Origin of the sequence: Wolbachia endosymbiont (group A) of Cephus spinipes (genome assembly GCF_964026895.1) — a bacterium.
Lineage (GTDB): Bacteria > Pseudomonadota > Alphaproteobacteria > Rickettsiales > Anaplasmataceae > Wolbachia > Wolbachia pipientis.
Genome location: NZ_OZ034713.1, coordinates 710,926 through 725,772 on the forward strand (window position 1 = coordinate 710,926; position 14,847 = coordinate 725,772).

The following is a 14,847-nucleotide window of genomic DNA, read 5'->3' on the forward strand; positions in this document are numbered from 1 at the left end:
CGATTTAAAAAATGGATAGTGAATAACTAGCTACCCTAGGGTTTCTTTTGCCTTTTTTTCTGTTTAGTAAATTTCTTAATGTTTATAATTTAGATTAGTTGCGGCTTAAAAGCAACTAAATCGCGGTTATTAAGCGTTTAGAATAAAAAAACGCCATACTTGAAAGTATAATGTAAGTAATTAGCCAACCACGGGGCTTCTTTTGCCTTTTTTTTCATTTGGTAAATTTTTTAATATTTATACGGAAGGTAGCGCGTGACGCTGGAACCCCAAAAAAAGGATGATGTCATCCCAGTGCTCCTTTTTTTGTCATCCGAGTAGCTGACACTGTCCTCCTTTGTCATCCCAGTGCCCAAACATTGGGATCCAGCATTTCACGCAATCCCATCAAGAACGTTGTATTTTACATAACACTTTTATGCTTACCAACTTAATAAAATTCCTGGATCCCAGTGGGCTTTGTTGCATCGCTACTTATGAAAGGCTAACTATAATTAGGATTATAAGCAACTTATTGAAAATCTTGTTTTTTTTGCAATCAATCTGATCAAATTTAAGAATAGTAACTTGTTATTTATATTAATAAATTTAATTCTATTGAAAATAGCTAAAGCATTGAAATTCTTGAATTTTAGCCGGATTAGTGAGTGGTAGTGAAATTTCTTTTACTCAAATTTAGGTATTCACTGACCGTTCTTGTTATAAATACCAGAATAATAAGCTACTGATATTCTCCACCTTTTTTATCTTTAATCCATCATAGCTAGCGATGCAACAAAGCCATCATAGTCAAGGCACTGGAATGACAAAAAAAGGAGGCACTGGAACGACAAAGTGGAGTGTCTGCTTCTGTCATCCTATGATAGCTAAAAAGACCTGGTCACGCGCTGGAATGACACCGAAGGGGCTACTGCCCTCTTGGATGGAGACCAGTGTCAGCTACTTAGATGATACCTTTTTTCTACTTAGTTTAGGTTATGCAGAAGTCTAATACAATTATAGAACAAGCTTAAAAATTCTGGTAAAGTAGTTTTATTTACAAAGAAAGAATATGCTACTTGAAATTGAAAAGCGCAGCATAACAAATGCATTGTGGAAGTTGCAAGAAGCAGATCAAAGGCAAATCTTAACTCTTACACAGAGATTTGAGTTACCAGAAATATTAGCAAGAATATTGGTTACTCGTGGTGTTAACATAGAAAATGCAAGCGACTTCTTATATCCACTAATCAGATCGCTATTACCAGATCCCTTTCACCTTCTTGATATGGATAAAGCTGTTTCTCGTATAATACGGGCAATAAAAAATGATGAAAACCTTGCAATATTTGGTGACTATGATGTTGATGGTGCAACGTCGTCAGCATTGATTAACAGGTACCTGAGAGCAATCGATATACACTCTATAATCTACATTCCAGATCGTGTTGATGAGGGTTATGGATTAAACACAGATGCTTTATTACAACTTAAAAAGAATGGAATTGATTTATGTATTTCCGTTGATTGTGGTACGCTTGCATATCAACCAATAGAAGATGCAAAGGCTTTTGGTCTTGATATTATAGTTGTTGACCATCACCTTGGTACGGAAAAATTACCAAGCGCCGTAGCAGTTGTGAATCCAAACCGCCTTGATGAGAGCTCTCCTTATAATAACCTAGCAGCAGTTGGAGTGTCATTTCTGCTAATTGTTGCTCTTAATAAAAGCCTACGTGAGCAAGGATTTTTTACCAACAAAAAAGAACCAGATTTATTTGATCTGTTGGATTTGGTTGCCCTGGGAACTGTCTGTGATGTTATGCAGATCACAGGCCTCAATAGAGCACTTGTCTCACAAGGATTAAAAGTTATGTCAACAAGAAAAAACGTTGGCTTGCGTGTTTTATTTGATGCTTTGGGAATCCTTGAAAAACCAAGTGTTTCGCGGTTGGGGTTTAGCATTGGACCGTGCATAAATGCTGGAGGAAGAATTGGAGAAGCATCGCTTGGTGCAAGGTTGCTTTCCACCGATGATGATGAAGAGGCACATTCAATCGCGCTAAAATTAATAGATTTGAATAATGCAAGAAAAGTGTTAGAAAATGAGGCTCTCTTGGAAGCTACAGCACAAGCGGAAAAGTCTGCCCAATCAGGTGCGAATTTTATAATGATAAGTGGCAATTGGCACCAGGGAATAATTGGTATAATTGCATCAAGGCTAAAGGAGCAGTTTCACTTGCCAACAGTAGTGATATCTTTAAATAATGGAATAGGAAAAGCAAGCTGTAGATCAATTTTGGGAGTTGATATCGGTGCTGCAGTCCTTTCCGCAAAGTTTATAAATTTGATTATTGAAGGCGGTGGCCATAGTATGGCGGCAGGATTTTCAATTAAAGAAGACAAAATAAATGATTTGCATGATTTTTTTACTGAAAGATTTTCAAACTCTATAAATGAGAAAACTTTAAAAGCTGATAGTATAGTAACTGCTAAAGCAATAAATTTGTCTTTATGGAATCAATTGCAACGCTTGGGACCATTTGGAGTTGGAAATCCTGAACCAAGGTTTATTATCCAAGGAGCAAAGATAAGAAAGCCTGAAGTTATAGGAGTTGACCATATAAAATGTTTTATTGCTGATGATAATGTTATGGTAAGAGCTATTGCATTTCGTTCTGCAAATACTCATCTTGGCTCTGCTATCATGCAGGGTAATGTTAAAGCTATTTTGGGTAAAATCTCTATGAATTACTGGAATGGCAATGAATTTGTACAATTTTTAATAGAAGATGTATTGACCATTAGTTGAGTGTATCTGTTCAGCAGAGTGGCAAAATAGGTAGACAAGATAAACCAAAAAATCGAGAAAAAGTGAGTTTACAACAACTGGTGTCATGAAATTATCTGACACTGATTTCCATCCAAGAGGGTGTCATCCCAGTGCTCCTATAATGTCATCCCAGTGCGTGACACTGGGATGACACCCTACTTAACCGTCATACCGCGATTCATTCGCGGTATCTCTTAGCCGCTAACAAGTAGCGGGATGACGAGCTTATCGTCATGCCACTGCGAACCGTCATACCGCGATTCATTCGCGGTATCTCTAGATCCCGCTAACAAGCAGTGGGATGACGAGCTTATCGTCACGCCGCCACGAACCGTCATACCGCGATTCATTCGCGGTATCTCTAGATCCCGCTAACAAGCAGCGGTATGACGAGCTTATCGTCACGCCGCCACGAACCGTCATACCGCCGCGGCGCTAACAAGAGATCCCGCTAACAAGCAGCGGGATGACGGCTGTCGCTTAGCCATAAACGTTAAAAAATTTACCAAACGAAAAAAAAGGCAAAAGAAGCCCTGGGGTTATTATCCGCTTTAAAATATTGGCGTTTTTTATGTTTTAAACGCTTGACAAGCGAGATTCAGCCGCTTTTAATTGCAACTAACTTACGCTGCAAATGTTTAAGAAATTTACCAAGCAGAAAAAAAGACAAAGAATCCCCGAGTTAGCTAGTCTTTTACTATCTCTGTCGAGTATTGGCATTTTTTGATGTCTTGTAACGCTTTATAAGCGCGTTCAGCTTATTTAGATAAAAATCTAGATGTAGATGAAGTTTTGTAAAGACATACAGTATCTATATACTGCAAAAAATTGAACATAAGACGCCGATACATTAAGTAATCCTTACCTTTTAATCTGCAGATTGGCGAAAGCAAATACAATAGCTTCACTATCATGATAAGGGCGCTGGCGAAGGGTGTCAAGTAAGTTTTTTCGTTTCTATATGCGCTACCTTAAGACTTCAACGTCTTAACGCACCTAACTCCATCTGCATATAAATTTGCATGGCTCTTTCCAGTATTAAGCAATGCAAATCCAATGTTGTCTACACTAGAGCGCAGTTCCCCTATTTCCTCATTGTTTTCATTTGTCACTTTAGTGCCAATATCTGGAAGTGCGTTATCCCCCTCAACAAGGTAAAGTTTTCTTCTGAATATTTCTTGTCTGCTCATTCGATTTACAACTTCCTGACCTATATAACACCCCTTATTAAAGCTTATACCGTTTACCTTATCGATTAAAAATTGCAGCGGAAACGATGAATTCTGCACCATATCTTTCGCTCCATCTGGAACGAGATTTTGAATTCTAACTTTTTCATACTGAGTAAAATCCCCAACCGGCTCTTTTATTTCATCTTTATGTATGATCCTCATTCCTAGCAGCTTGTGCCTTGGATCTTGAAAAATAACTTGTGACTTACCACTACACTCCGCCAACTTAGTATTAAACAAAACTCCAACCTTATATAGTGCGCTAACGTCTTTAATCTTCACTCTCAAGTAAGTTTTAAGCAAATCCAGTTTCTCGATTATTTGCTGCAAGTGCATGTTTTCGCACTCTAAGAGGGTGTATTTACCATATTCAATAAGAAAAAAATCATATAGATATTTTCCCTGAGGGCTAAGCAATAAAGAGTAAATGGCTTTTTGGCTATCCAACTTATTAATATCATTGGTTATAATACCCTGCAGAAAATCTCTAGTGTCAGGCCCATATAGCACTATCACACCACGACTTAAAAATGGTATATAACTCATGAAATCTCTATAAATAAATCTAAATTTTATTATATAACATTAGGCTCTTTTAGAAACTGCTTTTGGCGTGCATATTTTATAATGGCGTGCATATTTTACAAGCTCCAGCCCTTGAAATCTAACTTACGAGTATATATATATAAACTTATAAGTTAATTTGTTGATGAGGAAAAACAAATGTCAAGTATAAGTTTAAATGTATTAGATGATAGCGTGCTGATCAAGCCTATTAGCGAAGAAAAGCAAGGTGGAATTGTGCTTCCATCAAGTGCTGAAAAGAAACCTACTAAAGGTGAAGTTATAGCAATTGGTGAAGGTTCACGCAATTCAAGTGGCGAACGCGTAACTTTAACTGTGAAAGCTGGTGATAAAGTGTTCTATCGTCAATGGGCTGGTACAGAAATAGAACATAATGATGAAAAGCTTATCGTGATGAAAGAGTCCGATATACTTGCTGTCATTAAATAGCAGTCTTTATTTTACTAAACTTAAACAAAGCGCAACATGACGCATTGTGAATGATTTTATTATAGTTTTCTAAATTTTTTATTAACAAGAGGTGATAAAAATGACTAATGTAGTAGTATCAGGTGAGCAGTTGCAAGAAGCCTTTCGTGAAGTCGCAGCAATAGTAGACTCAACGGTGGCAATAACTGCGGGACCTAGAGGAAAAACAGTAGGGATTAATAAGCCCTATGGAGCACCAGAAATTACAAAAGATGGTTATAAGGTGATGAAGGGTATCAAGCCTGAAAAACCATTAAACGCTGTAATAGCAAGCATCTTTGCACAAAGTTGTTCTCAATGTAACGATAAAGTTGGTGATGGTACAACAACGTGCTCAATACTAACTAGCAACATGATAATGGAAGCTTCAAAATCAATTGCTGCTGGAAACGATCGTGTTGGTATTAAAAACGGAATACAGAAGGCAAAAGATGTAATATTAAAGGAAATTACGTCAATGTCTCGTACAATTTCTCTAGAGAAAATAGACGAAGTGGCACAAGTTGCAATAATATCTGCAAATGGTGATAAGGATATAGGTAACAGTATTGCTGATTCCGTGAAAAAAGTTGGAAAAGAGGGTGTAATAACTGTTGAAGAGAGTAAAGGTTCAAAAGAGTTAGAAGTTGAGCTGACTACTGGCATGCAATTTGATCGCGGTTATCTCTCTCCGTATTTTATTACAAATAATGAAAAAATGATCGTGGAGCTTGATAATCCTTATCTATTAATTACAGAGAAAAAATTAAATATTATTCAACCTTTACTTCCTATTCTTGAAGCTATTGTTAAATCTGGTAAACCTTTGGTTATTATTGCAGAGGATATCGAAGGTGAAGCATTAAGCACTTTAGTTATCAATAAATTGCGTGGTGGTTTAAAAGTTGCTGCAGTAAAAGCTCCAGGTTTTGGTGACAGAAGAAAGGAGATGCTCGAAGACATAGCAACTTTAACTGGTGCTAAGTACGTCATAAAAGATGAACTTGGAATCAAGATGGAAGATCTCACGCTTGATGATCTTGGTACGGCTAAAAATGTTAAAATTACTAAAGATAATACCACAGTTGTCAGCGAAAATAGCGATTCTGACAGTGTGAAAGCTAGAATCGAGCAGATTAAATCTCAAATTGAAACTTCAACTTCTGATTATGATAAAGAAAAGCTAAGAGAACGTTTAGCAAAATTATCAGGTGGCGTTGCTGTGCTCAAAGTTGGTGGAGCAACTGAAGTGGAAGTTAAAGAACGTAGAGATAGAGTCGAAGATGCGCTGCATGCAACAAGAGCTGCAATTGAAGAAGGTATAGTTCCAGGTGGTGGGGTTGCGCTTCTTTATGCTTCATCTGTTCTCGACAAATTAAAAGGTGCAAGTGACGAGGAACAAATAGGCATAAACATTATCAAGAAAGTTCTCAGTGCTCCAATTAGAAGGTTAGTCAAAAATGCTGGTCTTGAATCTGCTGTTATAATTGACTATTTGATTAAGCAGAATGATAAAGAGCTTATATACAACGTTGAGGCTATGAATTACGCTAATGCATTTACAGCTGGTGTGATTGATCCAGCAAAAGTGGTGCGTATTGCTTTTGAAACAGCGGTATCTGTTGCGAGTGTGCTGATAACTACTGAATCTATGATAGTTGATGTACCAAGCAAAGAAAATGCTTCATCTCCTATGGGTGCAGGAGAAATGAGTGGCATGGGTGGATTCTAAGTAGAATGAAACCGTGGAGCAATTGCTCCACGGTAGTTCCAAAAAATCTCACATTTTACTATTCGTTAAAGGTAATACGTTTGGTGCAGAAATGCACTACTGTTTGCATCCGTTTCATGCCTTTATATTGTGGTTGTCTAATAACAAAAAGGCAGCATAAAAGAACTATAATCCCTAGTATATTTATACTATAGCTAACACGTCATACCGCGATTCATTCCACAACTGTACGAACATTACAATATGGCACATAGTAAACGATGTCATGAAAGTAGCTGACACTGGAATTCAGGAAAAAGGATGATGTCATTCCAGTGCTTGACACTGGAATCCAGCATTTCCATAATCATCAAGACATTGTATTTTAACAAAAAACAGCTATTTTTATGCTTGCCAACTTAATAAAATTCCTGGATCCCAGTGTCAAGCACTGGGATGACACCCTCCTTATGGGCCAAAATCACAATGTTCGTACAGTTGTGGATTCATTCGCGGTATCTCGGCATAGATTCCGCTAACAAGTAGCGGAATGACGAATTTGTCGTTTTTCAGATTGTTGTAAGTCAGTTTAGCTATAGCATAATGCTATATTAATAAATAATCTATATAATGCTATTAAATGTAATAATTAAAATCTAAATCACTTTCTCTATAAAAGGAGAAATTTACCTTAATGAAAATATATATATATTTAATATTATTTTTATTTTTTTCTTGCGCTCAACTATATGCTGACGAGGAAATTGCAAAATTTGATTTACTTATTGGCGAGATAAATGAAGCAAGCTTCACTCTTAAAGGTGCAATAAAGGTTACAGTAGAACCAGGCTGGCACATATATTATAAAGATCCTGGAGATTTTGGCCTTCCCACGTCTATTAGTTACAAAGGTAATGCATCAGATATAAATATTCACTGGCCTATTCCAAAGGAACATAAAGATAAAGTAGGGAGAGAGACGTTTGTAAGTAACGTATATGAGGATATGGTATTATTTCCCTTTAAGATGAATATATTTTTAAATCAAGGGTATATTGACCTTAACTTCCATATAAATTATGCGATATGTAAAGATAGGTGCATCCCTAAAAATGTTGAGATAAAAATCAGGCAACCATTAAAGGATTTTATAGATTCTGATATCAATAAACTTATAAATGAGTGGTATGAAAAATAGAGTTCTCATGGGGTAGGTGTCATTCCAGCGCGTGACACTGGAATCTCATTTACTTTTTTGTTCACTATGTGAGGAACTTGGGCCTACAAGTATATAAACATAATGGTTTCACATAAAAAATTTAGATCCCAGATACTGTCTCTGCTGTCAAACAAATTATCCAACAAAATTACAATTAAATGGTTGATTCTTTTTAAGAATACCAAAAAAGACATGCATTAATTTTCGCATTAACGCAAGAACTATGACTTTTGGACATTTGCCTTTACTTGCTAGACGCTGACAAAACTTTTGAAAATGATTATTATGGTTTTTGACTACTATAGCTGGCATATAAAGAGCTTTTCGAATACGCTCAGATCCTATTTTGCATATGCAACTTCTCTTACTTACTGACGATCCCGATTGATAATGTCCTGGCAGCAAAAGCTGTAAATTGTTTAGCATTGTCAAAGTTATCAACTGATGGCATTTCTGCGACAACAGCAACAGCAGTAAGATATCCTATACCTTTTATAGTCTTAAGGTTTTCCACCATATTTTTTAGATGTGGATAGTTATTTATATGCTCATTAATTTCTTTTTCGAGAACAATAATTTGCTCCTCTATTGCCAAAATTACTTTAGATATAGCTTCTTTGCAACTGGAATGCATATTTTTGTTTTCCAAGCGATTTGTCTGTTGCACCTTATCATCTTTTAGCGATTGCATGCAACGCCCTCAAATGCCTCATTTCAGGTGCAATGGGCTTCCAAAGAGCAGGTTTGTTGGCGATACAAAATCTAGCTATCATAGCTGCATCTGATTTATCTGTCTTATTTCTGAGCAGCTCACTTTTGCCAAAAGCTTTCTGGGTTTACTATACTGACATTATGTCCTAAATCATGCATAAAAGTAGCCAAATCTTCTCCATACCAACTAGTTGCTTCAAGACATAAATGAGTAAGATTTGCTCCATGGCCATTGCACCAAACTACAAGTTTTGCAAAACCATCTTGATTATTTTGAAAGACTTTGTGTCGTTTTTTACTGTCCACTAACAAACAAACATCAAATTTCTTTTTTGAAATATCCACACCCAAAATAGCATTTACTTGCATAAAATTGCCTCCAAGACTATAAATAAACTGAGAGTTTAGACTAACCTTGTAATACGGGATATAATTCCAAAAGATACTGTTCAGTCTTTAACTCTATGGGAGGGAAGCAAAATCTGGCTTAATGGCATTAGTGTCGCATCAGCTTCACCCTCCCTGTGAGGTATTTTAGCTCTAATGCCTCACATCATAAAGATACAAGTGTCACGCACTAACTGTACGAACATTGAGATATAAGAGTAATTTGTACCAAGAAAAAAGATGTCATCCCAGTGCCCAGACACTGGGATGACATCGTCTTAACATTGTACCATATTACAATGTTCGTACAGTTATATGTCACGCTACTTGGATGACAAGAAAAGGTTTCTAGAATGACGGAAACGAAGTCATACATAGAAAATAGGTTAGGTATTTTCAATTTTTGTTGTATACTCAAATAAAAATCTCACTTTTACAGATGGATACAGTAAAGTTTGTTTTATTACTGCCAACAATATTACTCATGCTAGTTGCTGGTGTTTACCTATCGATTAAACTAAAATGGCTACAGGTATTTAGATTACCATACGCCCTTTCACTCCTTGGAGCTAAAAAAGGAGAAAATAAATTTTCTTCTATAGCCGCTCTGTTTACAATTTTAGGGGGAAATTTGGGAGTAGGAAATATTTCAGGAACTGCTGTTGCTCTAAAAACCGGAGGACCGGGCTCTATTTTGTGGATGGCGATAATTATTGTTATCACTTCTGTGATAAAATATGTCACTTGTTATCTAAGTATAAAAACCAGAAAGGAAAAGAACGGACGGTTTATAGGTGGCCCTGTAGCCTACATGGCTGATGCATTTAACTCTAGAAAAGCTACAATTGTGTTTCTAGTTGTTATGATAATGGTTTCAATAACAGTTGGTAACCTTGTTCAGGTAAATTCTCTATCAATACCACTTAACATGATAGATGTGCCTGTAGTCATTGGTGGCATTGTAATGGCCATAATATTTTTTGTTGTTGCAGCTCTCAGCTTAAAAAAAATTAAAATTTTTATATCGGCTATGATACCGATAATGACGGTAAGTTACCTCACACTTTGCGGTATCATATTATTTAAATTTAGTGAAAATATTCTTCCTTCTCTAAAACTAATAACAAGCAGTTTTTTTACAACCAGTAGCTTTAACTCTGGTTTATCTTTAGGTTTGATTTTAGAAATGTTGACTATTATTCAAGTTGGAACTTTGCGAGGTATTTTTGCAACAGATATAGGGCTTGGCCTTGAAGGAATCGTACATTCTTCAATTGTTCCTAAGAAAAATAACAATAAATTTATTATTGAGCAGAGTCTAATTACGATAATATCGCCTTTTATAGTTGCGTTTATAGTGTTTATTACAACAATGGTACTGTTTGTCACAGATTCTTGGATTACTGATTTAGAGAGCACTAACATGTGCATATTTGCTTTTAGAAAGGCAATGAATTGGCCTTATATTGACTATTTAATTATGGCCATAATGTTTTGTTTTGCTTTTACTACTATTTTTACTTGGTTTTTTTGCTCAAAACAGACAATACGCTATGTGTCTATGGATAATAAATACACTAAAATCTGGATTGTAATTTTTACCATGATCATTCCGCTTGGTGCGATAGGTAAAGTCCGGTTGCTATGGGATGTTGCTGATATCTCGATTGCTGCTTTGTTGTTTATCAACATACTCGCTATACTCAAGCTAACCTCTCAAGATCCAGAAGTGTTTACTATGAGTAGCAGATATTTGAAGTTGCAAAAACAGAGCTATAGCTAAAGCAATTTAGGCTATGCAGCTGTTGTGATATAAGAGTGATTTCCGCCAAGAAGGATGTCATCCCAGTGCCCAGACACTGGGATCCAGGAATCTTGATTGGCACTAAGTTAGTGAGCATAAAAGTAGCTAATCTTATGTTAAAACACAACATTTTTGATGGGGTTCGTGAAAGGCTGGATTCCAGACTGGAATGACAACTTAAATCGTTTGATGTTACCATAAAATAGCTTGTGTCATCACATTAGTAACACAACCTTCCTTAATAAAAATTCAACCAATGCTTGTGATAATTATATTAGCTAGTATTAGCTAGAACTAAAGGCAGAGGGTTATTAGTGAGGGATATATGGGCACTAACGATACACAACAAGAACACATTTATAATGAGCGCATTCAAGAAATTTTTCCTTTATTTGATAAAATAAGAAAGGAAGACGACCCAATTTATAATGCTAGAGTTGATTTTAACACAGTAAAGTTTTTAACAAAACACGCCAACTGGAATTGGGACGAAGAAGAAAACAAAGATAAAGCATATGGAGTTATTCTTCAGAAATGCGACAAGACAAAGAAAGCTGGACAAGACCTTGAAAGTGAAGTTAAAGAAAGGTTGAAAGAGTATGTTGATGATGTTGCAGGAGTTTCAATATACGGTAATCACGCAAGTATTACGCTGGGAAATAACAAAAAAGAGTTTAAAATCAGCGAATTTTTAAACAGTGATTTTTGTGAGAAGAATGAAATCTCGGGATTTTCAACATTGCATAGTGATGGAAAGAGCGGAATGCATGGTTTTGTTGCCGAGGAAGAAGGGAAAAAAATAAGACATTATGTCGTAACTGATGGTTCATATGAAATGACTTTAAAGTGGTATGCGGAGGGGAAGGAATGTAAGATCAAAATTAAGATTGATGCTAACGGTGTAGACCTTGTTAAAGGTGATGATTTTTCTCTAGAACGGTTAGAAGTAAACAGAGATGTAAAAATAGGTGGTTTATTCTTGCATGAAATACAATTCAGGGAGAAAGGACAAGGAAAAGTGAATGAGGTGCAACATAATAAAGACAGTAACGAGCTATCATCTGAAACTACAACAAGAATTGATGTTAATAGAGATGTTAGCGTTCAAGCTACTGATATAACTCGAAAAAAAGAAGATCACCATTCACATTTTGGACCACAATCTAACAGCAGAAGGCAGTCTTACGATAGCGGAATTGGAAAAGATTTTGATGATAAAATTAATTCTCAGGAGGCTAAAGAAAAGCGTGAGCTTAGACAAGCAGCACGAGAAGCAAATTCGGGAGGTCAAGTTTATAACCTACAATCGCTTTTTGAGGAGAATCCTCAGAACAAAAAAACTCCTCCGCCACTTCCACCTAGAACTAGTTCACTACCACCTAAAAAAGGTGTTTTCGATGAGCAAGGGGGAGCCAAATCTGGAAGCCAAAAACCAGATGACTTGCGCGAAAATGAGCAAACACCTAATAATCAGCAAAAAGGTGCAACTTCTGATTCTTCAGATAGTTCTACTTTCACCAAGTCTGTAAGCCACAATCAAGATAATAGGCAAGAAGATGAACGGTATGACAATCCTACATTTGGACATGCTGTACCTGGAAGCCAAAAACCAGATAGAAGTGAGCAAACACCTAATGATCAGCAACAACCTAAAACCCAGCAACAAGAAGGAAATAGCAAAGGCGATCTGTTACAAGACATCAGAAATTTCAAGAAAAACAACTTACGGCACATTGATGTTGATGATAGAAAAGCATCAATTGCAGGAAGTAGAAAAAATAACCCATCACCGTTAGAGACATTAAAGGACAGAATTCCTTATTCATCTTCTCCAGATAACAGTGATAACCAAGATGCTAGTGATGCTAAGTGGAAAGAAAGTGAACAGCCGCTCTCTGCTACAGCACTCAATAATAAAAGTGACTCGGGCTATTCATCTCCAACTCATGACAATAATGAACAATCTCAAGTAAATCCTGAACAGTTAAAGAAGAGCTTAGAGAACATTGAACAAAGTGATCAAACTCCACCTGAAAATCTTCTTAAAGAAATCAGAGATAGATCACAGCAGGATAATAGAGGATTAAGGCAAGTTGATCCTACTGATAAACTGTCACAAGATAAAGAAGATGGATTGCAAAAAGACGATTTAGCAGATGTAAAAATAGTGGAAGGTCCAACTGTTAGTGTCTCTGCTTCAACACCAAATAGTATAAGTGATTCAGGCTATATATCTCCAACTAATAGTGATAGTAAATCTCAAACAGATTTAAAACAGGTAGGAAGGAAATTAGAAGAACATATTAGACAAAGTAATCTAACTCTATTTGAAGAACTTAAAAATACATTAGGTCAAGAAAATCTCGGGTTAAAACCAGCTGATCAGAGTCAGATTAGCGAAGAAACTAAAAAACGCTTGAGAGAAGTTGGGTTGCTAAAAGACAGCTCAACAGACATAAAAGCAAACGATTCGGGCTATTCATCTCCAACTCATGACAATAATGAACAATCTCAAGTAAATCCTGAACAGTTAAAGAAGAGCTTAGAAAACATTGAACCAAAAGAAATCGGAGATACGAGTGAGTTAAAAGGAGCATTGGGAAACCCGGATAAAGGGTTAAGAGAACCGGCACAACAGGCTACTAAAGAAAATATTCCTAAAGATTCATTCTCAGAAAACATTTTAGAAAAGATAGGAGAAGGTAAACAATATGACCCTATACGTAAGTGGTTAGAAAAAACAGTGGCAGAACGAGAAAATAATGACACTAATCCAACTGTAGATAAAAATAGCGAACTATATAAATTACTAGAGAAAGATGAAGCACAACTGAAAGCTGGAGTAATAGAAGAAGAAAGAGGAGATACTTTAACAGAACACACTGATGGTTATGATCGCAATAGAATTGCATTAGCTAACAGAAATAAAAGACCACTAGATTGGGCTAAACAGGTTGCTGAGTCACAACAAAAAAAAGATACTAATAAAGGTATTTCAATATAAATTGAAGTTAAAATAATTGCTTAGCAAACAATAGGTTTCATGTAATGGTAACCCTATAACGGAAGAGTAGGAGCCGCGTAAGAACAATACGAACACTCCAGCTAGGCCTTGTATATTGCATCCCCCCGCCCTATTTTTCCACTCTTCTGATGCTAAATAATACTTAATTTCTTGTTCACTGAGACGTTTAAATTTCACTATTGTAACCACAGTCCTGATATGTTGTTTAGATTGATCGGGAGTTAATAGACATACACTGGTGTATACTCTATGCCTTCTTCCTGATAACAAGCGGATACATTTTTCTGCTTGCTCAACGTTTTCAGCTTTGAGCAATATCCTTCTACCACAAGCAACAACTGTATCAACACCAAGCACAAAGTAATTTGGATTTGAGCTTTGTATTTTCTCCGCTTTACTTTTTGCCATACGGATTGAGTAATCCTTCGGAAGTTCCTTTTTTAAAGGGGCTTCATCTATATCTGCTGGCAAAATTAAACCTGGCTCAATGTTTATTTGTTTTAGTAAAGCTATACGCCTTTTCGATGATGAAGCAAGAATAAGATTATTTAGAGATCGTTCTGTCACTTGTACCTTTAAGCCTTCTAATGATCCTACCCTTTCTCGCATTCCTATCGTAAATGCTCATCTCAACTAACACCCTATCCCCTATAATGATGCGTATTTTACTTCTTCTCACTTTCCCTGATACATGACAGATAATCTCATGTTCATTGTCCAGTTTCACTCTAAATTCTGCTGCAGGTAGTAAAGCAGTTACTGCCCCTTCCACTTCAAAAATTGTTTTCGATTTCTCGTCTTTTATCATATGTTATATTATAATTTAATAATCTTTTTTAGTCTACTATAGATTTTAAATTATTATCAACACAAAAGACCTTTTGCGCCCCACTTAAGTTGCAACTTAACCCCAA

11 protein-coding genes and 1 pseudogene are annotated in these 14,847 nt (G+C 36.2%); 7 read left to right on the forward strand and 5 right to left on the reverse strand.

All coding sequences use genetic code 11. The features are described from left to right. Window positions 1–769: 769 nt before the first annotated feature. The gene (locus tag AAGD59_RS03365) at window positions 770–991 is read left to right on the forward strand and encodes a hypothetical protein (protein ID WP_041573526.1); all 222 of its coding nucleotides are present in this window, start codon (window positions 770–772) and stop codon (window positions 989–991) included. A gap of 60 nt (window positions 992–1,051) precedes the next feature. Continuing rightward, entirely contained in the window at window positions 1,052–2,791 is a 1,740-nt protein-coding gene (gene recJ, locus AAGD59_RS03370; RefSeq protein ID WP_010962506.1) for a single-stranded-DNA-specific exonuclease RecJ, read from the forward strand. 992 nt (window positions 2,792–3,783) lie between these two features. Here the strand turns inward: recJ and AAGD59_RS03375 are convergent. Continuing rightward, window positions 3,784–4,590 (reverse strand): YgfZ/GcvT domain-containing protein, encoded by an 807-nt coding sequence (locus AAGD59_RS03375; protein WP_015589111.1) that lies wholly within the window; start codon window positions 4,588–4,590, stop codon window positions 3,784–3,786. Between the two features lie 186 nt (window positions 4,591–4,776). Here AAGD59_RS03375 and AAGD59_RS03380 point away from each other — a divergent pair, with 186 nt between their 5' ends. The 3 genes from AAGD59_RS03380 to AAGD59_RS03390 all read left to right on the forward strand — a co-directional run bounded on the left by AAGD59_RS03380 (window position 4,777) and on the right by AAGD59_RS03390 (window position 7,985). Then, window positions 4,777–5,058 (forward strand): co-chaperone GroES, encoded by a 282-nt coding sequence (locus tag AAGD59_RS03380; RefSeq protein WP_173862882.1) that lies wholly within the window; start codon window positions 4,777–4,779, stop codon window positions 5,056–5,058. Between the two features lie 100 nt (window positions 5,059–5,158). Next, window positions 5,159–6,808 carry a chaperonin GroEL gene (gene groL / locus AAGD59_RS03385; RefSeq protein WP_141456977.1) on the forward strand — a complete coding sequence of 550 codons (1,650 nt, stop codon included), beginning with the start codon at window positions 5,159–5,161 and terminating at the stop codon, window positions 6,806–6,808. A gap of 673 nt (window positions 6,809–7,481) precedes the next feature. Further along, window positions 7,482–7,985, forward strand: coding sequence for a protein-disulfide reductase DsbD domain-containing protein (locus AAGD59_RS03390; RefSeq protein ID WP_015589109.1), 504 nt, complete (start codon window positions 7,482–7,484; stop codon window positions 7,983–7,985). Between the two features lie 156 nt (window positions 7,986–8,141). On the opposite strand, the pseudogene AAGD59_RS06945 reads toward AAGD59_RS03390, so the two are convergent. After that, window positions 8,142–8,697 (reverse strand): annotated as a pseudogene (locus AAGD59_RS06945) (transposase). A gap of 119 nt (window positions 8,698–8,816) precedes the next feature. Further along, entirely contained in the window at window positions 8,817–9,086 is a 270-nt protein-coding gene (locus tag AAGD59_RS03400; RefSeq protein WP_007552972.1) for an IS110 family transposase, read from the reverse strand. Between the two features lie 457 nt (window positions 9,087–9,543). Between AAGD59_RS03400 and AAGD59_RS03405 the strand changes: the two genes are divergently transcribed. Next, window positions 9,544–10,887, forward strand: coding sequence for an alanine:cation symporter family protein (locus tag AAGD59_RS03405; RefSeq protein ID WP_265027797.1), 1,344 nt, complete (start codon window positions 9,544–9,546; stop codon window positions 10,885–10,887). A 346-nt stretch (window positions 10,888–11,233) separates the two neighbouring features. Next, entirely contained in the window at window positions 11,234–13,912 is a 2,679-nt protein-coding gene (locus tag AAGD59_RS03410; RefSeq protein ID WP_174516893.1) for a hypothetical protein, read from the forward strand. Here the strand turns inward: AAGD59_RS03410 and AAGD59_RS03415 are convergent. After that, window positions 13,904–14,500: a Maf family nucleotide pyrophosphatase gene (locus tag AAGD59_RS03415; RefSeq protein ID WP_007550161.1), complete on the reverse strand. Its 597-nt coding sequence runs from the start codon at window positions 14,498–14,500 to the stop codon at window positions 13,904–13,906. The two genes, AAGD59_RS03410 and AAGD59_RS03415, sit on opposite strands and share 9 nt — an antisense overlap. Further along, on the reverse strand, window positions 14,478–14,741 hold the full coding sequence (gene infA, locus AAGD59_RS03420) for a translation initiation factor IF-1 (protein WP_007550159.1): 264 nt from the start codon (window positions 14,739–14,741) through the stop codon (window positions 14,478–14,480). Before infA ends, AAGD59_RS03415 begins: the two co-directional genes overlap by 23 nt. Window positions 14,742–14,847 lie beyond the last annotated feature (106 nt).